19 protein-coding genes and 1 pseudogene are annotated in these 20,555 nt (G+C 49.5%); 8 read left to right on the top strand and 12 right to left on the bottom strand.

Annotated elements, in window-relative coordinates; translation table 11 throughout:
- The first annotated feature begins 536 nt into the window (after positions 1 to 536).
- Positions 537 to 1,031 (top strand): hypothetical protein, encoded by a 495-nt coding sequence (locus tag PsAD26_RS26640; RefSeq protein ID WP_153041586.1) that lies wholly within the window; start codon positions 537 to 539, stop codon positions 1,029 to 1,031.
- 44 nt (positions 1,032 to 1,075) lie between these two features.
- Positions 1,076 to 3,055: an N-6 DNA methylase gene (locus PsAD26_RS26635; RefSeq protein WP_153041585.1), complete on the top strand. Its 1,980-nt coding sequence runs from the start codon at positions 1,076 to 1,078 to the stop codon at positions 3,053 to 3,055.
- A gap of 376 nt (positions 3,056 to 3,431) precedes the next feature.
- Here PsAD26_RS26635 and PsAD26_RS26630 read toward each other — a convergent pair whose 3' ends face one another.
- Positions 3,432 to 3,902: a GNAT family N-acetyltransferase gene (locus PsAD26_RS26630; RefSeq protein WP_193758371.1), complete on the bottom strand. Its 471-nt coding sequence runs from the start codon at positions 3,900 to 3,902 to the stop codon at positions 3,432 to 3,434.
- Between the two features lie 267 nt (positions 3,903 to 4,169).
- Between PsAD26_RS26630 and PsAD26_RS26625 the strand changes: the two genes are divergently transcribed.
- Positions 4,170 to 4,673 (top strand): GNAT family N-acetyltransferase, encoded by a 504-nt coding sequence (locus tag PsAD26_RS26625; protein WP_063312826.1) that lies wholly within the window; start codon positions 4,170 to 4,172, stop codon positions 4,671 to 4,673.
- 145 nt (positions 4,674 to 4,818) lie between these two features.
- Here the strand turns inward: PsAD26_RS26625 and PsAD26_RS30420 are convergent, their stop codons facing one another.
- Positions 4,819 to 4,953, bottom strand: coding sequence for a hypothetical protein (locus tag PsAD26_RS30420; RefSeq protein WP_343229017.1), 135 nt, complete (start codon positions 4,951 to 4,953; stop codon positions 4,819 to 4,821).
- 581 nt (positions 4,954 to 5,534) lie between these two features.
- Here PsAD26_RS30420 and PsAD26_RS30095 point away from each other — a divergent pair.
- From PsAD26_RS30095 to PsAD26_RS29795, 3 genes and pseudogenes are all read left to right on the top strand, one after another.
- Positions 5,535 to 5,651 carry a transposase domain-containing protein gene (locus PsAD26_RS30095; protein WP_208985883.1) on the top strand — a complete coding sequence of 39 codons (117 nt, stop codon included), beginning with the start codon at positions 5,535 to 5,537 and terminating at the stop codon, positions 5,649 to 5,651.
- A gap of 53 nt (positions 5,652 to 5,704) precedes the next feature.
- Positions 5,705 to 5,992 (top strand): annotated as a pseudogene (locus tag PsAD26_RS30310) (transposase); the annotation flags it as partial.
- A 385-nt stretch (positions 5,993 to 6,377) separates the two neighbouring features.
- Positions 6,378 to 6,545, top strand: coding sequence for a hypothetical protein (locus PsAD26_RS29795; protein WP_193758369.1), 168 nt, complete (start codon positions 6,378 to 6,380; stop codon positions 6,543 to 6,545).
- Positions 6,546 to 6,699: 154 nt separating this feature from the next.
- On the opposite strand, the gene PsAD26_RS26610 is transcribed toward PsAD26_RS29795, so the two are convergent.
- From PsAD26_RS26610 to PsAD26_RS26570, 8 genes are all read right to left on the bottom strand, one after another.
- Positions 6,700 to 7,284, bottom strand: coding sequence for an RICIN domain-containing protein (locus PsAD26_RS26610; protein ID WP_084403849.1), 585 nt, complete (start codon positions 7,282 to 7,284; stop codon positions 6,700 to 6,702).
- A 304-nt stretch (positions 7,285 to 7,588) separates the two neighbouring features.
- Positions 7,589 to 9,808 (bottom strand): molybdopterin cofactor-binding domain-containing protein, encoded by a 2,220-nt coding sequence (locus tag PsAD26_RS26605; RefSeq protein ID WP_063312823.1) that lies wholly within the window; start codon positions 9,806 to 9,808, stop codon positions 7,589 to 7,591.
- 12 nt (positions 9,809 to 9,820) lie between these two features.
- Positions 9,821 to 10,276: a (2Fe-2S)-binding protein gene (locus tag PsAD26_RS26600; RefSeq protein WP_063312822.1), complete on the bottom strand. Its 456-nt coding sequence runs from the start codon at positions 10,274 to 10,276 to the stop codon at positions 9,821 to 9,823.
- Positions 10,277 to 10,532: 256 nt separating this feature from the next.
- Positions 10,533 to 11,588: an MBL fold metallo-hydrolase gene (locus tag PsAD26_RS26595; RefSeq protein ID WP_063312821.1), complete on the bottom strand. Its 1,056-nt coding sequence runs from the start codon at positions 11,586 to 11,588 to the stop codon at positions 10,533 to 10,535.
- A 1,176-nt stretch (positions 11,589 to 12,764) separates the two neighbouring features.
- Positions 12,765 to 14,993 (bottom strand): molybdopterin cofactor-binding domain-containing protein, encoded by a 2,229-nt coding sequence (locus PsAD26_RS26585; protein ID WP_063312820.1) that lies wholly within the window; start codon positions 14,991 to 14,993, stop codon positions 12,765 to 12,767.
- Between the two features lie 2 nt (positions 14,994 to 14,995).
- Positions 14,996 to 15,472, bottom strand: coding sequence for a (2Fe-2S)-binding protein (locus tag PsAD26_RS26580; protein WP_063312819.1), 477 nt, complete (start codon positions 15,470 to 15,472; stop codon positions 14,996 to 14,998).
- 63 nt (positions 15,473 to 15,535) lie between these two features.
- A complete protein-coding gene (locus tag PsAD26_RS26575; protein ID WP_206600049.1) occupies positions 15,536 to 16,519 on the bottom strand; it encodes an aldo/keto reductase in 984 nt (327 codons plus the stop codon).
- Positions 16,520 to 16,659: 140 nt separating this feature from the next.
- A complete protein-coding gene (locus PsAD26_RS26570; RefSeq protein ID WP_063312818.1) occupies positions 16,660 to 17,562 on the bottom strand; it encodes a LysR family transcriptional regulator in 903 nt (300 codons plus the stop codon).
- Between the two features lie 101 nt (positions 17,563 to 17,663).
- On the opposite strand from PsAD26_RS26570, the gene PsAD26_RS26565 reads away from it, so the two are divergent.
- Positions 17,664 to 18,869, top strand: a complete 1,206-nt coding sequence (locus tag PsAD26_RS26565; RefSeq protein WP_063312817.1) for a multidrug effflux MFS transporter — start codon at positions 17,664 to 17,666, stop codon at positions 18,867 to 18,869.
- Positions 18,870 to 18,961: 92 nt separating this feature from the next.
- On the top strand, positions 18,962 to 19,249 hold the full coding sequence (locus PsAD26_RS26560) for a transposase (protein ID WP_063312816.1): 288 nt from the start codon (positions 18,962 to 18,964) through the stop codon (positions 19,247 to 19,249).
- 266 nt (positions 19,250 to 19,515) lie between these two features.
- Here PsAD26_RS26560 and PsAD26_RS26555 read toward each other — a convergent pair whose 3' ends face one another.
- On the bottom strand, positions 19,516 to 20,202 hold the full coding sequence (locus tag PsAD26_RS26555; protein ID WP_063312815.1) for a LysR substrate-binding domain-containing protein: 687 nt from the start codon (positions 20,200 to 20,202) through the stop codon (positions 19,516 to 19,518).
- Positions 20,203 to 20,228: 26 nt separating this feature from the next.
- Positions 20,229 to 20,408 (bottom strand): LysR family transcriptional regulator, encoded by a 180-nt coding sequence (locus tag PsAD26_RS30090; RefSeq protein WP_063312814.1) that lies wholly within the window; start codon positions 20,406 to 20,408, stop codon positions 20,229 to 20,231.
- Positions 20,409 to 20,555 lie beyond the last annotated feature (147 nt).

Genomic DNA, 20,555 nt, shown 5'->3' with positions numbered 1-20,555 from the left:
AACCATCACCAATCGCTATGTGAACCATGATGCCCATCCAATCCGGGTGCTGTCAGAGACGATTGGTGAACGGATTGAGGCTGGATTGGAAGGACGAGAATGAGAACTCCGCGGCAGGCATTTGGAGCAATTTATTTGGGTATTTGCGAGCTCCGTATGAGGCTTTTGACCATGAGCTGCCATTCAACCTAAATCTAGGTGCTTCCAGCCAGCGTGTGATTTCAATCATAAGTCGAGTTTGGTAAGTTTGTTACTGCGTGACCATACCTGCCATTCGACCTGTTTCCGGTTACCTCCAGCCAAAATAAGCTTGCAACTACAGGCAAATCTTATTTAGCTTACTGTTGAGGGCGGCTTCCTGATTTCCGCGGCCAAATCTCAAGCTGTAAACTTAACAGCGTACACTTCAATCGCTAAATCCGATGTTCAAGCAATCATCGCTCAGAAAGCGTTACAACTAGGTTGCTCCTCGTCACAGCAACATGGTAGCTGTCCATCAAATTGAGTGCGATCACCAATCTAAAAAGGGTAGTAGTTTGGCTAATCTAATTTGTCCCGTGCGCGGCGAACTCGGAGCAACTTACTTCGCGAAAGACGGCTTAACCGTATCCGAGGAGGCTAGGAGGATCGACTGTATTTCGTTCTTGATGGGGAAGGCTTACCCAAAAGAAAACATCGAATGCGAAACAGTCGTGATTAAATGGGTAGGAAATGGTGGTAGAAACTCCCTCCGAGCTGATATCACAATTTATGATCGGTCACTTGCCGAGATCGCCGACTTAGAAGAAGCTGATCGGCAGCTGCATATGCTACTAATTGCTGAGATTAAACGCGACAAGAAGTCAAAGAGCGGCGCGATAAACTTCCAACTTGAGCCAGCTCTGAGGCAGATCGATAGAGCCAACGCTCTTGGCGTATATTGGGATGACATTAACCGAATATTGCTGGTTAAGAAAACCAAGTTACAATTGAAAAAGATGACTTGGGGAACATTCCAGATTTCGGCAATGAGTATAAATACAAGAAACTAAAGTACGAAAACCTTATTAGACCCGAGGACATCTCGGCGACACTTATGGAGATCGCCAACACCCTAAGATCAAATCATATCAACGATGATGCGACGCGATATAGAGAGACGGTAAAGCTACTACTCGCGAAATATATAGATGAAAGGGAGGCGAAAGAGACCGGTGACGACCTAATTTTACAGGTAGTACCCGGCGCTGATGCCACCTTTATAACTCGTGTTGAAGCACTATATAGGCGAAGCGCAAGAATATACTCCAAGGCGAAGTCGATTTATCTTAAGGACACACCAAGCCTTGAAGAGAAGACTATTAGGGACATTGTCAAAAAGGTGCAAGGTCTGAATTTGCTCGATTCATCTAGTGACTCGATGCAACAAGTCTTTATGACCTTCGTTCCCGCTGTGTTTAAAAAAGATTTGGATCAGTACTTTACTCCATTGACACTTGTCGATTGCATGGTGGAGGTTTTGCGACCGGGCCCAAATGATAAGGTCGCAGATCCTGCGATGGGCACTGCAGACTTTCTCACCGCAACTATGCAATATCGTATCCAAAAGGGTGATGGGCAGATCATCAATCGCGTATATGGAGCTGACAAGGATAAGCAGGCCTACGAACTTGCTGTAATTAACATGATCCTTAACAAGGATGGGCAGACGAACCTGCACAACCTAGACACAATCGAGAGATTTGACTTGTGGGAAGGGCAAATGGACGTTGCCCTTTGTAACCCGCCGTTTGGTTCGCGCACAATTGAAAGTAGAAAATCAGTACTTGCAAATTATGACCTTGGCCACGAATGGACAAAGGAAAACGGGGCTTGGAGGAAGTCGGAACGTGTTCTTGAAAGCCAACAGTTGGGAATTCTATTCATTGAACGCTGCTTCAAATTACTTGCTGATGGTGGTAGGTTGGGGATCATTTTGCCGGAAGGCTACCTATGTACACCTAGCTATGGATACTTGCGGCAATGGATTCTTGAAAATCTTAAAGTGACAGGGTTAGTTGAGCTACCTCGAAGAATTTTCCTTAAATCTGAGGCAGACTTGAGATCTAACATCCTTTTTGCGGAAAAGTCCGTAGCCACTGTCTCCAATTATCCTATTCATTCAGAGCTTGTTCGAAAAGTAGGCTACAAACTCGGAAAAGGGTTTTTCAGTCTTCCAAAGAGAGACAACCTTTCTGGCCTTGAAGTCCGTGATGAACATAATCGCGTTTTGATTGATACTGATTTTGAGCGGGTCCGAAGGAATTTTCTTAAGCTTACCAAGGCTAAAGACCAGCTTGACCTAACCAGTTGGGCAGGCGCATGTGTCGAAGATATTCGGATGCATCCACAACTGGACATGAAGCCAAGGCGTTTGAACATTAAAGCATTGTCGAACATCAAGAATATTAAATCGGGAGATTACGTCCGACTCGGAGACTTTGCTGATGTCTTAGACAGTACTGTCGAATTCGGTGAGAGTCTTTCGGTCTCTGACTCAATGACGCTGATAGAAGGTCAGGATATACGAGCTGTTGAAGGCGTAGTTGTGTTTAGAGACCAAGAAAAACGCTGGCAGGTCGAAGTTAGAAAGACAAGTAAGGGGTATCCTGTGGTCAAGCGGGATATCATTGTTGGTTTGGTACGGCCTGAGCGTCGTAATATTGGATTTATCTGTCAAGAAGGATTGAACATATTTGCTAGCCCTGATGGTGTTGCCGTCATAAGAGAACGATCTGATTTATATGCCGACTTTCCTATTGAATGGATTTACCACGCTTTACGAACGGAAGCTTGCAGAATTCAATTTTGGACAGAGTCAGGAGGAACGAGCTATGGCAAGCTCAATCTAGAGCATATCCGAAGTGTTCTATTGCCAAAACCCGCTCAGGACGAAATCGCACAGATAGCTCATCAAGTTAAGGCGTGGTCCGAAGCCGTCGCCGACTCGTCAATGCGTTTTGAGAAATTGTGGGCCTCGCACGATAGGGTTGCAATCTTAAATTCTCCGCTCATCGGACTTGAGGCTGATGAGTAAGGCAGTCAGAGGTCTAATGCCCGGCCTTTAATTATCTCGAAGGACGTTGATTTTTAGGTTGCTATTTGGACGGGTCTTTATGAGCCGTAGTAGCTCCTTTCAGGAACTGTATTAAGTACGTTCGCACATATCGTCGCTGACCACCGGAAAGACTGCACCATTCATGAATGGTGCAGTTCTGATGTGCTGCAGCGTTGTATAGCGGAACACTAATCAACGTAGGCTATGGGCCATGCAATTGACCACTGAGCGGTTATAGGAGCGAATGCAAAAACTTCCAGGCGAGCTGGTTCAACCCATGATGGAAACGCTCGAATAGCAACTCATAGCCCGACCTATCCTGCACAACAACAAGGTGCTGTACCTTATGTGCACCTCAACTTGTCGATGCTGTCTTGAGACTCATAGGTGTAAAAATTATTCCTCCAATATCTTGTTTTTCACCTTCCTTCACAAAGCCCCAACGTTCATAAATGGGGATTGCAAACGTGGAGGCTTGGAGTTCGAACTTGCCGTCATTACCTTGCTGCAGGCAACTCTCTTTGGCTAGATTCCATAGTCGAGAGGATATTCCCTGTCTATGATAGTCCCCTCGAACAAAATTATGCTCAACATGACGGTGATCCCTTACACCTATGACACCGATGATTGCTGCATTTTCCTCTGCAACGAAATAAGTGTAGCCACTTTGCAGATAGCCCTCAATTGCTTCGGCGGAGCAGATTTTTGCTAATAAGTGCTCTCCTTCAGGAGAAAATTTCTCTGCCGAAAACTGGTTTTGAGTTTCTAAGATCAAAGTAGAGATCGCCGTTGCATCGAATATTGAAGCTTGTCGGTATTGAATCACTTTCCTCTCCTTGGGCACGTTAATAAGTAGGTGGCCGCGATTGCGAATAGTGGGCACCTAGTTTGTAACACAGTGGAGGGTCGCTTCAGGCTATCAGGTGATCAAAGAAAAAGCATAAACGATCATAATGCACCTCAGGCTAACTCAACCCATGAGAGAAACGTACGAATGGCAGCAGTTTGGCCCCGTATTCAAAAATTGAGCAAGAATACTGCCGACACCCACGCCAACTTAGTCTCTGATAATTATTCTTAGGAAGGTTCCCTAATGTATGACATCCGGCATGCTGAACCGAGTGACCATACTGCCATTGTGCACTTGTGGCATCAAGGTTGGCATGATGCGCACGCTCAACTAGTTCCTGAAGGGGTATTGGAATATAGAACTTTAGAATGCTTCTGGAAGTGGCTTCAGGACTCTGACGATAAGTTATGGGTGGCCGTTGATAATGACGTTCTTGGGTTTGTAACAACAAACGGAGAAGAACTAATGAAACTCTACGTTCTCGCGAAAGCAAGAGGAACAGGCACTGCCAAAGCATTGCTGCAGCATGGAGAAAGCCAGATACGAAACAATGGCTTTTCGGAAGCTAAGGTTTTCTGCATTGCAGGCAATTCTCGAGCAGAGAATTTCTATTTACGAGAAGGATGGGTTCTCAACCGAACGTTTCAGGACCAACTTTGGGTGCCTGAAACTGCAACTCGTAACTTCGCAGCAAGAACTCGCTGCTATCGCAAGAATTTGATCTCTATTTCGATGGCTGAGAGTTGAAATCAATCATTGAATAAGCCTTACCTCCGTGAGAGTTCAACCCTCGATAGAACTACTCGAACGACAGCAGTTGGCCCTCTGCTAGCGGCTACTGCGTCCTGCTTTATCATTGCCTCCAATTTGACTAGCTTTCGCGTAAACAGATCTACATCCACTTTATTGAACAGCCCATGCTCGGGATCTGATGCTTCAGTCCGCAGCCGGTTTTGGCAACCTGACGCATGGCATTGAGAAGTTCTGGTGTGCGGTTGGTTGGGTCGTTGAAGCCAGCATCATCCAAGCTGCCACGGTATTGCAGCTCACCCTTGTCGTTGAAACCGAAGAAATCTGGCGTACAAACTGCATTATAGGTGCTACCAACTTCTTGAGCTTCATCGACCAGGTAGTCCCAACTGGACCCAGCGTGTATATTTGGGCGTTACGAAGAACAACAAGGGAACATTGAATCGCATTCACCCGCTTTGGTTATTTTGTACTAGTAAGATGCGAACTTTGCTACAGTTCGCAGCACCGCGAGAACTGAGGTAAGCGAGAGCCTGTTGCCAGAGATGAGGGCGAACACTGGACATTCGGGTGTTTCCCTCAAGGGTTGCTGCTCTCAAAATAATTGTTTTTAGATGTCTTGGTTAGGAGGCGTTTATGGATCTTTGCGGTCACATGAGTATAGTGCCTGTAGTGCCCAACGGATCACAAAAGGCTACTTTGCTCATGGCCCTAGCTTGATAATGGCCAGCTGGAACTGGACAATAATTCTGCTGAGCGCGCATTGAAGCCTTTGGCTCTGAGAAGGAAAATTTATCTCTTCATGGGATTAGAGGGCGGAGGAAAAGCTGCTGCCATCGCCTCAACCTCATTGAAACAGTGAAGCTCAATGATGTCGACCTGCAAGCCTGGCTCACATGGGTGCTGGCCTATATTGCTTATCATAAAATCAATTGCATTAACGATCTCATGCCATGGCGTTACGCTGCTAAATAAGCATAACTGAAGTCCTAATCAATAAAAAGGCCGGGGTCACCGGACGCACACTTTGGGAAAACGGGTATTGCGAGAGCTTCAACGGGCGTATGCGCGACGAGCTACTGAACGGTGAAATCTTCTACTCACTGTGCGAAGCCCAAATAATCATCGAGAGATGGAGAAAACACTACAACACCAAACGACCCCACAGTGCTCTGAGCTATCACCCGCCAGTCCCGGAAGCCACCATTCAGATGGATCAAAGGCCAACAATGCACTCACTTTCAACTCAGATCACTCCAATGGGGCTGCTCAGTCGCAGAAATGTTGTCGGAGCACGACATAACCTTATCATATGAAACCATCTGCCAGTGGGGCATCAAGTTTGGCCCAGCTTACAGTCATCGGTTGCGACGCAAAAGAGCACAAAGCTCAGATATCTGGTATCTTAATGATGTTGTGATCAAAATCGAGGGCCAGCGATGCTATCTGTGGCAGGTCCTTGATCTAGATGGTTACATACTGGATGAGATCCTTCAAAAACGACGTAATATCATGGCTGCTAAACGTTTAATGACGTGTCTGTTACCAAGGTAAGGAGTTGCTCCAAAACGAATTGTTACCGACAAACTCGGCTCTTATGGTGCAGCAAAACACAAAGTGATGCCAGCTGTTGAGTACCTCAGCCATAAGGACTTAAGCAATCGCTCCGAGAACTTGCATTTGCCCTCGCGAAAACGAGCCATGCAAAAGTTCAAGTCGCCAGGCCAACTTCAAAGATTTCTGGAAACATTCTCCGGCCTGCGCAATCTCTTCGTTCCACCTCACCACCAACGATCCGCAATCGACACTCACCTCTACCGTATCAACGCTTTTTCACAATGGAAACAAGCTGCTGTGCTTGAAGCTTAAAATGCGTTTGGAGAAAACTATTGCGGCAAACTTCAGATTAGTTTGATAGCGCCAAATTGCTGACCACAAGATCAGGAAGGGCCAACTGAGCCAAATGGGCATTCCAGCGAAGTTTGCGACAGTACCCTTCGAAGTATTAGCTGCGACATGGGTATTATTCTGTTTCTCGCTCAAATTCTAACCAGACTGATCGACTTTCGGGAATACCTTCGCAGGTATTCAGATTTAGGGTACGCCAGCGATGATCTACTGAAAAGGTGCTGTCAGAATCTGCGCCAACCTCGAAGCAAAGCCCCGTGCCAGTTAATTCAATACGCCCATCTGTACGATGTGTGAAATCTTGTAAAGACGCCCGTACAAAGGGATATTGCGCGATATCAACTTCATCAGCACAATGTTTGATCATCAGCGGAGCACCAGGCAATGTTCTCCCATTCAAACCAACCGCTGTCACGCACCCCCCATAAGCGGGAAAACGAATGGCACCAGGAGAGGAAAAGGTAACGGCCTCATCTGCATAGAAACCCGGCCGTTTGCAATTATGCGCGTTTAACGGCATGGTAAAGTCTACCCAGTTGCCCGATCCGGCCACGTCAATACAATAACCGTCCTGCGGTCGATCAAGACGGTCAGCTAAATAAAGATAACCTGCCTCATCACGCCAATTCTGAGCGTGCACCGTTATGGGAAAAAGTAAAATAGAGGCTAGTGTCCAAAGCATCACTGCAAGTGTTCTCATCAGGGGTCTCCTATAGTCGAAACTTTATTTCGGACATCTGTTATGCCATGCTCAAATGGGTGTGCATCACAAGTGCCCTTCAAGTTTCACCAATAAACGTTGCGATCTGTCGCGTTTTCCTCATCAGTACGGATTACAGTTTGGACGTGTTCTGGCCAAAGCTCTCCGCTATTCAACTAATGAAGGCATAGATTGGTCTGGGTATGCGGAGATACCCAGAATTAAATGCGCGTTGCATTTTACTTCTAGTCACAGTTCGACAATCTCTAAAACCTATTGGCTTAACTCCGTCAAAAGAACTCAGTTAAGTCATTTGCTTCAGGATCTTGTCAGCCCGCAGTGGCAAATCACGAACGCGAGCGCCAGTTGCGTCAAAGACGGCATTGGCAAGTGCTGCGGCAGTCGGCCCCTGTGAAGCCTCCCCTGCTCCAACAGAGGGCAAGTCTGGGCGGTCAATCAAATGAAGCTCAATGACCGGGGACTGCGCGACACTCATGATTGGGTAATCCCACCATTCGGTACTGGTGACGCCGGTGTGATCGTAAGTCACCTCTTCCATCAAGGTCCAGCTCAGGGATTGGATGATTCCGCCTTCGATCTGATTGAGCACGCCGTCCGAATTGATTACCTGACCGACATCTATGGCTCCAACGACCTTTGGAATGGCTACCTCGCCATTCTCTAAATCTACGTGTACGTCGACGACAATTGCGAATATGCCGGATGTATTCCGATAGCGTCCAAATGCGAAACCACGTCCAGTGCCCTTTTTGTTCGAACGACCAGACCAATTGCCTTCTTCTGCAACTTTTTCGACAATCGCCCGATAGCGCGGATTGCTGAGGTGCTGCAACCGGAACTCAATCGGGTCCACATCAGCATTAAAGGCGACTTCGTCCATAAAGCTTTCCATAGCGTAGTGATTGGAATAAGCTCCCAGACTGCGCATCGCTGAGACACGTAAAGGCATCTCGGGCAGAAGGTGCTTTGTCAGCCTCTTGTTCGCGATATCATAGATCGGATCACTGTTACGATCCGCCCCGAACATGGAAGCTGCGCTTTGAAATGCATAGGGTTGCAGATCGCTGTTAGTAGACCAAGCGGGCATGAGGCCACTACGATTACCCCGGCTCATTTGGGATTGCAAACCCGGACGCGCAATATGAGCACCTGACCAGAGCGTGTGCTCATAGGAGCGCAGCCTGTTGTTGGAATCAAGTTCGGCAGCAATTTCAATACGCATTGCCGTGCCAAATGGTGAATGGGCCAGCTCATCTTGACGCGACCACATCACACGTACTGGTAAATCGGTTGCGCGGGCTAAGAGCGCTGCATCCATCGCTACATCATCTGCACCATTATGGCCATAACATCCGGCTCCATGGGCATGAATGAAACGCAGGTTACTCTCAGCCATCCCTAGTACGTTTGCCATGTCATGCCGAGCTGGGTAGACACCTTGCGTATGCGACCACACCGTTAGGATATCGCCATCAAGCTGAGCAATCGCACAAGATGGTCCGATCGAACCATGGGCATGAAAAGGACGAAAGTAAGATGCTTCGAAACGTTCGCCACCGGCAGAGTTAACATCGCCAACCTCCAGAAAAATACTGTCGAATGACGGCAGCGTTTTAATCCGTTCAGGCAACTCCTCTAGCGGTGGTTCAATGGGCGGGATGTCCCAGCTTGCACCTTCGGCCAATACTTCAGCTGCAGCCACAGCTTGTTCTTCACGTTTCGCAATCACGCCGAGAAAACTACCATCCCGTACAACTGAGATCACACCGTCCATTGCACTTACGGTGTCGATGGATGCATCCACGAGTGTGAACTTCGGTGCTGGGGGGCGTACGATGCGGCCATGAACCATGCCCTCTAGGCGAATATCGACGATATAAGAGGCTTCACCGTATAGTTTGGCCGGTAGATCAGCCCGTTGCTGGGGCGTACCCACGAGCTTATGGTCTGCTGAGCGCTTTGGTTGAACATTGCCAGAGATCGGGATATTTATTTCCAAACCACCGACCAAAGCCCAATAGGTTATGTGACCGCCGTCCGGAGCGATCACCTCTCCATCTTCGACACGGATGTCCACCAAATCGGCGTGGAGCCTGCCCGCTGCCATCTTGACAAGATGACGGCGGATTTCGGCACTTGCCTGGCGTAATGTCATACCACTCGACTGTATCGATGCGCTGCCTGCCGTATACGATTCATCTGGTGACCGGTCGGTGTCTGGATTGATCACCTTTATGCGCGCAAGATCGACATCCAGTTCCTCTGCAACGATTTGCCCAAATGCAGTCTGAATTCCCTGGCCAAGTTCAGCCTTGCCAGAGGACACATAAACGCTGCCTTTGGGATCTATACGAATCCAGGCATCAACTGTCGATTCATTTGGGCGTCGCATTTCTCCCTGAGCAGTACGGATGGAAACCGGCAATGCGAAATAGGCGGTGAGCCCCCCAATGCCGTGTAGAATGGAACGTCGAGAAAGTAATGCTGTGTCAGGCTTAATCATGATTAGCCCTCCTCAAATCTGCACTTGAGCACGCTTGATTGCTTTTAGCACACGCGCCTGTGCCCCGCAGCGACACAAAATACCATCCATGCCCTCACGGATTTCTGCATCACTTGCGGCAGGATTGTTCGATAGCAGTTCGGTAGCTGTCAGGATCATCCCATTACTGCAGTAGCCACATTGTGCAGCCTGCTCAACCAGGAACGCTTGTTGAAGCACTGAAAGAACGCTGTCGGGCGTCTGATCTTCGAGCGACACCACCTCGGTGTCGGCAACAAGCGAGACCGGTGTGATACAGGACCGTACGGCCTGACCATTAACAAGCACAGTACATGCACCACATGCGCTGGCACCACAGCCAAATTTAGGGCCGTTCAGAGAAAAATCATTTCGTAAAACGTAAAGAAGAGGGGCATCCTCATTCACGCCAGTAGTAACTGAATTTCCGTTGAGCTGGAATCTTATCATTGTGTTTCTCCTGTCTGAAACGCCAAAAGCTGGCTCCTACGATTTCGATGAGATTCCATAACAGCCTATCTAACAATTTCAGCACTAACCGGAGGGCCCATAAGGCAGTCTTCCTTGACAGCTATGATGCGATTGATAGAGGTTGTAAAATCGCTCCCATCAACGGTAAAGCGTAGGTGCTCGGTGAAGACGACCTAACGTAGTTGATCATGTTTCTCTATATTTCTACGTGCTTTGTCAGAGAGGATGACCGGTACTAATCAGAGGAGCCAACACCGATCATGTCCAGCGGCTGGCCTACATTGAGCGTGATAAAGCTAGAAGGGGACAGTTGAGCCTCACGCTTGGCTTGTTCCAGAAGTTCAACCGGCTCAACGCGCGCTTCTGCACTCAGTTGGAAGGTTCCATAATGCATGCCGATTGACTGTTTTGCTCTTAAATCCATGTGTGCTTTAACAGCCTCAAATGGATCAAGATGCACTGGCTTGAATAAATGCCTAGGTGCATAGGCACCTATTGGCAGAAAGGCCAAGTCAACAGGTCCAAATTGTTCATATGTTCTCTTGTAGTGATTGGCGTAACCACTATCACCGCCAAAGTAGATATTCTTGCCACCAATCTGCATAAGAAACCCGCCCCAGAGAGTGGAGTTTCTATCAGTCAATGTACGACCTGAGAAATGCTGCACTTCAAGAAACCAAAGCTTAAAATCATCTGACACTTGCGCGCTATCCAGCCAATCTAGTTCATTGATGTTGTCAGAGGATGCCAAGCGACTTCCCACCCCAAGTCCGGTATATATTTTGGGGTTGTCGCGCTTAATCAACTGATTTATGGATTTCAAGTCCAGATGATCATAGTGATCATGACTTACGATAATTACGTCGATTTCTGGTAGATCCTCCAGAGCTATGCCCGGTTTATGAACCCTCTTTGGGCCAACAAAGGAGATCGGGCTGGTTCGTTCTGAAAACACTGGGTCAGTGAGAATATTGAACCCATTTATCTGGATAAGAAAAGTTGAATGGTTGATGAAGGTGACGCGTGCGTCCTTGCTATTGACTCTGTCTTGCGGGGACGGATCTGTAATCGTTTCCACCCATTTCGGCCATTTAGCTCTTTCCGTGTCAGAGGTCAGCCCTGCCCAGGCTACTTCCCAGAAGGAGTGAGTTTCGACCAGACTGTTATTCCTAAATGCTCCATCTTTGAAATTCAAAGACCCTTGCTTGTGATCTTTTTGAGTAGCCGCACAAGCTGTCATGAAAACACCTACCAATACGAAAATTACTGCCGTAAATTCAATGGGTCGCATCCATAAGTTCCCCGTTCAAAAGATACCCAGCCAAACATAGGCGACATCTGGTCCGGCCTATTTAGCGCTGTGAGCGTGCGCGATTCATGATGGCAAGTTCTCTAGAAAATATTCCATTTGATCCTGCAACGTTGCTGCCATTGGATGCACCTGCAAAACTTCACAGAACAACGAAAGGGTGAGCAGCAGAGGTACGGACATCCGCGTATCCTTTTTTACATGGTCATACGGCTGCTACAGGTTGTCTAACTTATTACCGCATAAGTTTGGATATACTTGTCTGGAATACTTTTCTTGTCAAGTAATCTATTCAAAGATAGGGATTGCGAAGGCAAAACTAGATCTACCACCCGAGAAAGAGCGTCTAAACATAAGGATGGCCTATCTGTTACCGCTTAAAGCAGAACGCCTTCGGCAAATGTTGCAGGCTGCTGTTATGGAAGAATGTAAACTGACACTTTCAGAAAAGAAATGCTTGGGCGTGTTTGCCAGTCTGGAGCACCTGTGACGATGAGTGAAGTTTCACACGCCTTGCTGCTCACCGAAGGAGGCGCGATCAAGGTCATTGGTCGTTTAGAAAGCGCGGCCTTGTTACACGACAACGCTCAAGCAACGGTAAGCAAGTGGTGCTTATCAACATCACGGAAGCTGTCATGACTGTGTGCGTCCGATGACCCCAGCCTTTTTATCAATTAAGGCTTCAGTTACGCTGATTTAGCAGCGTAACACCATGGCATGAGATCGTTGATGCGATTGATTTTATGATCAGCAATTTGAGCCAGCAGCCCTGATCCCGGGCACCCGCGCTCGATTGGCCCGGAGGGCAGCGGTGCCTGAACAACTTCCTCGCAGCATGAACACGAAAGGCTCTCCTCGTCGACACTGCTAGAAACAAACCCTGTTTCTGTTGTATGCATTGATCTCCCTTCAAGCATGGGATTGTAACGGTGATCATTCAGCCAATAATATAGCCGTGTTTTTCTTGTGCCATGGCGCCTGGCAACCTGAGCGACGGGCAAACTTCCTTCCAGCGCCTGCTGACAAAACTGGAGGAAGAATAGAAGATCAAATCCTATCGCGTCAGGTCGACTTCACCGAACGCTCACGAAGTAAGTCAGGCAAGATATTATAAATCAACGGGTCCTGGGCCTAGCTTCACTCTATTATTCACTCTGATCAACCCTTCGTGTTTATTGTGGCAACAAGATCATCCTCATCTATTGGCAGTTTACTCGCGCGATATCCTGTTGCTGCGCGGATGGCATTTACGAGAGCGGGAAGTGCAGCAATCAACGCGGCTTCACCTACACCAGATGGCGCCACAGAAGGGTCACTGATGAGTTCAATTTCAAATTCTGGCGCGTGGTCAATCGTCGCAATCGGATAGTCGAAGAAACCATAAGCAGAAATCGAACCATCATCGATAGGCGCCCCTTCGACCAAGACTTGCCCGATGGCCATCATGGTACACCCTTCGATCTGCGCCTTGACTTGATCAGGGCTAAAAACAAATCCGGGATCAAGCACACAGTAACAACGATCGATGCGGACTTGTTCGCTCTCTTTCTCATAAGATACGTCAAAAGCCATTGCAACATGGGTTTGCTCAGCAAAGATTGCAGCGGCGTAACCGCGACCAACCTCTGCGTCTTCAGGAAGCGGGCGAGCGGCGCACATGGTTTTCAGCTTTGTCAAACACGTCTTGAGACGGTCTTGTTCCGGGCCAAGATTCTGTATCCGTAGCGAAATTGGATCCATGTTGAGCGTACGCGCGAGTTCCTCAACCGCCGCCTCGGCTGCAAGCGAATTGGGCGTCGCGCCAAGTGAGCGCCACTGGCCAACATGGAAAGGAAGTTCGACGTCAGTGAATTCGATGCGGCGGCGATCAACGGTATAGAATGGATGAGAACCTATAGTGGCGCCTATGTCGTGAAACAGTTTCCGAACGAGCGATAAGCCCCCTTCAGGTAACAAAAAATCGTTGAACATGACGTGTCCGCTGACGAAAGCGTGCCACCATTCGGTGATTTTCCCATCGTCGTCTGCTTTGATCCGAACCCGATGAGACGATGGCGGACGCGTACGGTCTGCGAGGAACTCGTCACGTAGCGACCACACCACCTTGACCGGTCGATCAACCTCTCGTCCAAGGAGCACGGCATCGCGGACAACATCATATGTTGCGCGACCACCAAAGCCGCCCCCCACACGCATGAGGTGAACCGTTACGCGGTCTGTTGACCACCCAAGTTCCGCTGCTGCCTTCTTTTGATTGACGAACATGTCCTGTGTGCCCGCCCAGATCTCGACCACTTCTCGCCCGTCCCGCTCACTAAATTGAATAACCGCAGAACGCCGTTCAATCGTCGCATGTTCGACAATTGGCAAATCCTGACGTCGGTCAACGGTCCAAACCTGATCCTGAGCGACATCATCTTTTTCGAGGATGCTCTCAAGTTCCCCGGCCGAAAGAGCGATATCAACATCTATCATCGCGTCGATATCTTCTTGAGTATAACTTGATGGGCTGTCCCACTGTACAGTCATCTGCTCGAGTGCGGCGTCAAGAACGCTTGGCGTTTCCGCGACAATGCCGGCAAAACTACGCTCTTTATCGACGACGATCTTGATGACACCGGGCATACTACTGACGCCACCATCATCAACATCAACGATCTGGGCACCCGCCACGGGGGCTGGAACGCCGCGCCCATATGTCATGTTCGGCAAACGAACGTCGAGTGCATACACCTCTTTGCCGGTTACAATATCACGCCCTTGAACCTGCAAAGCAGTTTTGCCAACCTGCACCTTCTCCCTGCCTGGATCAAACGTGTAAGAGGTCGCATCCGGGAGGTCCCCAAGATTGATCACTTCGTTTGTTCCCGTGACAATATCAGCGAAGGTCACGACTTGACCTTCCGGGGTAGTAAAACCGCCTTTAGCATCGCCAAGAGCATGGGCATCAAGGCCAACTTGCTTGGCCGCACGTTGTCTCAGCTCTTCACGAAGACCAGCAGCAGCTTCAGCCAGAGGACGGGCGTTGTTACTGGTTCCCGAGCTTCCTACGGTGACCTGCAGTCTCGGTATGTCGTTTGTTGATGGAAGCGAGACTTGGATATCCTCAACATCGACGTTTAGTTCTTCAGCTACGATCTGGGCTAGGCCGAGGGATGACCCTTGTCCCATTTCGTGCACGGGGCTTAGCATTCTTACAGTGCCATCCAGGTCGACTTTGATCCACGCTGTGCCCTCCTCAAAGTCTGGTGCGCGCATCGACGCCATGACTGGCGCGAACTCTCTACCCACGAAATAGGTGACGGTTAGACCCGCTGCTGTCCAACCAGCAGCTTTCAAGAAACCACGCCGTGTGAAGCGCCGCTTTTTTTGTGTAGCTGGTTTCAATTCTAGCTCGCCTTTCTTGTTTGCATCACTTGGGAAGCGTTCTTGATTGCAAGGTTGATCCTTTTATAAGTTCCGCAACGACAAAGATTGTTGCTCATGTGATCTATGATTGTTTGGTCGTCGGGGTTCGGTTCTTCATTTAACAATGCAGTGGCTTGCATGATTTGCCCTGCCTGACAGTAACCACATTGGGCGACGCGCTCGTCCAACCAGGCCTGTTGAACAGGATGTAAAACGCCATCGGCGCTGGCGAGACCTTCAATTGTGGTAATGCTGTCAGACTGGACATCAATCGCATAAATGGAACAGCTGCGAGCAGCCTCACCGTTGATGTGAACCGTGCATGCACCACACTCCCCTTGGCCGCAGCCAAGTTTTGGTCCAACAAAACCCAACTGTTCACGCAGCACCATAAGCAGCGTTTCATCTTGCCATGAGTCTGGTACATCAAATTCAGAGCCGTTAACGAATAGACGCATGGATCAATTCCTCCAATTGGCAGACATAGTTCTGAAAGTTTCGTAGGAACGCGAGGTGTCCGGCTAGTCTTGCTCCAGAAGAACACCATTTTTGATGACCATGTTTGGCATTGAACGGCCAACCAGCTCGCTTGCATTTCGAGCGGTTTCTATTCTGTTTAGATCTTCGTCGGTTAGACTTAGATCCAGGCTTTGCAGTGTATCCTCTAGTTGGGCTGTGGTCCGAGCGCCAGCCAATGGGATAATGTCTTCGCCCTTGGCCAACAGCCAGCCGTGCAAAAGTTGCGCGATCGAAATGTCTTTGTCGGCGGCCATATGGCGCAGCGTAACCATCAAAGGATCGCCTTTTGCATCGGACAATTTACCAAAACCCATGACGCCAAAGGCCACAATACCGATACCCAATTCACGTGCCGTGGGCAGGATGCTTTCTTCGATGGAAGTATCGGTTATCGAGTAAGCGAATTCCACCAGACTCAGTGGATGGGTGGCATGCGCTTTGCGAATGGTCTCTGCATCGGTTTCCGACAGGCCAACGTTGCGCACATATCCGGCTTCGACCAAGTCGGCGATAGCACCAACGGTGTCTTCTACAGGGATACCGATATCCACGCGAGCGGGTTGATACAGGTCTACATAATCCAGACCTAGACGTTTCAGAGAGGTGGTGATGTAAGTTTTCACGTTCTTTGGGCCAACATCGACCTTGTTGCTGCCCGTGAAAGCATTCTGAAAAGTTCCGTACTTTAGGGAAATGAATGCTTTGTCCCGGTCAACGTTTTTCAGTGCCTCACCAATAAGAATTTCATTATGACCATCCTGGCCGTAAAAATCCCCTGTGTTCAGGAGATTGATGCCGGCCTCCAGCGCGGCGTGAATGGTGGCTACGCTTTCGGAACGCTGCTGGTCCGGCATCATCGACATGCGCATGCATCCCAAGCCAAGCCTTGAGACTGCAACACTGTCGTTCCGGTAGGTTTTCATATCCATTTGAAACGCTTTCTCAGATTTCCAGCTCTTTTCGCTGGCTACCCGGAAGGTACTCATCAGGAATTACATCAACAAGGCGCACTTTATTGAGATGATATATGTCGAAAATTGATATGTGGCCATAATTTCATAGAGTTTGGCACTTTTCCAAGCAATAGTTAAAGATGATCAGACTGGCAGGAGATTGGAACCTAGCGTTACGCAATCTGCTCTACCGCCTGCCGAACTGCACCACGAAACCATCTTTGCGATGGGGAATGGTGTGTGGCTTTGTGCCAGATCATTTTGAATTGAACAGGTGGAAACGGGCAAGGCGGCTCAATGTGCGCGAATTCCCTGAACAGCCCATGTGCGATACGCGCCGGTAATATCGCTATGAGCTGTGACCCACGCATCAATGGGGGAAGGGCTTCGAAACTAGGAACTTCGACCCTCAACTGACGTTCAATACCATGTTGTTCAAAGATTCGTTCTTCGAACGGCGTTCCAGACATGGAAAAACGAACTGTCGCGTGAGGCAGCGTACCGAAATTCTCACGCACCTCATCTTCCGAAATGACGTTGGGATCGAAGAAGCACTTTGCGCAATCCTCAAAAAGCGTAGCGCTGTGGATATCAAGCTGATCTGGTGGAGGGAGAGGTGTAACGACAACATCGCTCTCTCGCATGCGCAGTCGATCCAGGTAATTCCGGCCAGACGAGATCAAGCGAAGTTTGGCCTGCGGAGCTTCGTTCAAAAATCTGTCCAGCAGTCCGGGGGCAATCAACTGACGCTCATAGTCTTGCGCTTCCAGGCAAAATCGGGTCGTCATTTGCTCCAGTTCCAGTGGTTCTGGCGAAACGAGTGTCTCAAGTCGATCTAGTATTTCCGAAACCTCGGGTGCTAGGGCGAGGGCGCGCTCGGTTGGGGCAATGCCACGTCCAGCTCGCACGAACAGAGGATCTCCAAACACTAAACGCAGCCGATCCAAAGCATGACTGATCAGAGGTTGACTGACGTCCATCCGTGCAGCCGCACGCGAGATCGACCCTTCTTTCGCAACTGCGCAGAAAATCGTCAGCAGCTTGACATCGACCTTCATTAGATCAGATTTTTTCATATATGACCTCAATAAGATGCGTCTTGTTTATATTATGAACGAAAAAGATACTCCTCGCAACATCGGCCCGATTGGAGGTCATGCAGTGAGGATGATCGGACATGTCCACAACGAACAAACAGAGTGAAGTTGAGTTTGTTGCGCTCGTCGCGCTGACTACATCGCTAGGAGCATTGTCGATTGATGCTGTGCTGCCCGCACTGCCTGACATCGGCGAGAGCTTTGGAATGGCCGATGGAAATGCATTGCAGCAGATCGTTGGCGTTCTGTTTTTGGGACTGACCATCGGACAACTCGCCTATGGGCCGTTGTCCGATCGCTTTGGACGCAGGCCAATCCTATTCCTCGGCATGGCGGTTTTCGTATTGAGCAGCCTGGTTTGCATTCTGGCGGACAGCCTCGTAGTGATGTTTGTAGGCCGGTTCTTTCAAGGCGTGGGAGCTGCTGCGCTCAGGATAGTGCCTATGTCCGTTATTCGTGACCGATATGATGGAACCGCCATGGCTCGCATCATGTCCCTGACGATGGCGGTGTTCATCATTGTACCTTGCATCGCTCCGATGCTTGGACAGGGGATTCTGATGCTGGCGGGATGGCAGTCGATCTTCTGGTTCATGCTGGTGCTGACATGCGCCTCGGGGTTTTGGGTTTGGACGCGCCAGCCGGAAACTCTTCCAGTTGAGCGGCGCAGCGCCGGCAGTCTTGTCTCGGTCCGCGACGGACTTGTCGCGACCCTGTTCAACCGGACAACACGTGCCTATACAATCGCCAGCGGGCTGATGATGGGGACTTTTATGGCCTATGTCATGTCGGCCGAGCAGATCTACCGCGATATCTTTGAATCAGGTGATCTGTTCGCACTCTACTTTGGGGTAGGTGCAGGCTTTATCGGTATTGCCAGTTTAGCCAACGCCCGTCTGGTTGAAAGCTATAGCCCGGAATTGATCTGTCGGGCCGCCCTGTTTGGCGTGATCCTGGTTAGCGGTTTGGCATATGTCATCAACCACATTGCCCAATTATCTTTATACGGATTTCTTGTCTTAAACTCGATCGTTTTCTTTTGCTTCGGACTTACGATGGGCAATATGAACGCAATCGCCCTGCAACCGCTTGGACACATTGCCGGGCTGGCCAACTCGGCCATCAGTTTTCTGTCCGGATGTATTGCCATGGCGATTGGGTCAGTCATTGCTGGCGCTTTCAATATGACGGTAGCCCCCCTGTTCTTCGGGATTTTTGCAACCAGCCTGTTGTCTCAGCTCATCTTAATGTTGTCGGATCGCCAACAAATGGTAACGGGCGCATAGCCCGCAACCTGATCGATTTCTAAGGAAACCGAAATGATTCTTGATTTGACACCCTACCATGCAGCCAGTGGATTGGTGCTCCGTATGTGAAGATGTCGGCTGCTGAAACGACAAAAGAACCCGGTGATGCTCGCGTATTGCTCTGGAGCCACGCAAGACGCAAACTCTATGAAGTCGCACGCAACAAAACCACGCCTGTAGCTCAAAAAGACCTGCGCCAGATTGGTGATCTACATCAGATTGAAAAAGACGATCCGGGGCAAAACCCCAAGGAACGTCTGCTAGAACGCCAGGAGCGAAGCGGAGAGCGTGAGCTACCCCACTTAAATGGGGGAGGCTCAAGTGGTGCTGCTGGAGCGCAGTATTATCCTGTCGTATGAGACCAATCGCAACTGGTTGAATAAGTTCAACCCATGATGAAAACGCGCGAATGACCGTATTTGTCCCGAACTTCTAGGCATTCCTGACACGTAGCGTGTGACCATTGCAGATACTCGCCCTGTCTTGGCGTCTTGCCCTTTAATGCGAGGTCTTTACTACTGTTCAATTTTTTTCCGACGCCTGCTGAGTGTCAGTTTGGTCATTTGCCTCACAGGTGCTCAGAGGCATCTATGCGATAATTCCCGTCGGTCAAGCTACGCGGTCTTCAGGCCTTATGAAGTTGCCCCTGCAACAACGGTTGCAACTCACGCAGACCTTTCGTCTGGAAATCAACAAATCGGCACACGCGAACGGTGCGTCGCAGGTCGCTTTGCAGCAATATCCACATGGTGCGGTCAAGTTCGCACGGTGTGCCGGGGATCTGGCTGAGGTCAGGGAATAAATGCTCAAAGATCACCGGGAGTTGCGAGGTTCCACATCCCTGTCGAAGCAGGCTGATATGCATATATCCTTCTGAAGAGGCGTGGCGAACCGAAGCTGCCGGGAATGGTGACTGGCTGAGCCAACCGGGGTTCTCGCGTGCGCCGATCAAGCCAATCCAGTTCAGCCCGGCGCCGGCTTTCGGAAGTGCATTGTCGATGTAGTACTGGCTAGCATACGTGCCAATTGCGATCGGATATAGTTTCTGTGCCACGACATCATCAGAGACTTCATAGGCGACATGGAGCGACACGTCTGTTTCGGCGCGGTTGATATCCTCTTGCTCGTCGGTCAACCTCACTTCGACGTCGATACCAGGATAAGCTTCGGAGAAGCGTGCAAGGATTGGAGCAACAACATCAAAGGCCATCATAGGAGGCAACGAAAAGCGGATTGAACCGGTCTCTGTTCTGTCTATCCCCTCGATCCGGCGACGTGCGTTCAAGAAGGTAGCCTCGCCCTCTTCCGCCATCGGTAACAAAGCTTCACCCGCTGCTGTCAGTTTAAACCCTCGTCGTGACCGGGTAAAAGCTGGACGCCATAGCTGGCTTCGAGCGTATTGATATTGCGGTTTACGGTGACGTGACTGGCATTCAGTATTTCTGCGCCCGCACGCAGGCTGCCAGCACGAGCCACAGCCAGAAAGAACGGCATCATTTCCCAATTAACAGCGTACATTGCAAACCTCTATGTATCGTCGTGTCCGTCGTCGAATGAAGTTAGACAGAATTAGCTTCTGAATAGCGGCGTGTTTGGCCCGGTTTGCATGTTGATGTTAAGCGGCTTGCGCGTGGTAACGCAAGCGGCGATTTTGAAGAGTTCTGC

This window comes from Pseudovibrio sp. Ad26, from assembly GCF_001623285.1.
Lineage (GTDB): Bacteria > Pseudomonadota > Alphaproteobacteria > Rhizobiales > Stappiaceae > Pseudovibrio > Pseudovibrio ascidiaceicola.
The sequence above is the reverse complement of the archived record's forward strand: the minus strand, read 5'-3'. Positions and strand labels throughout refer to the sequence as shown.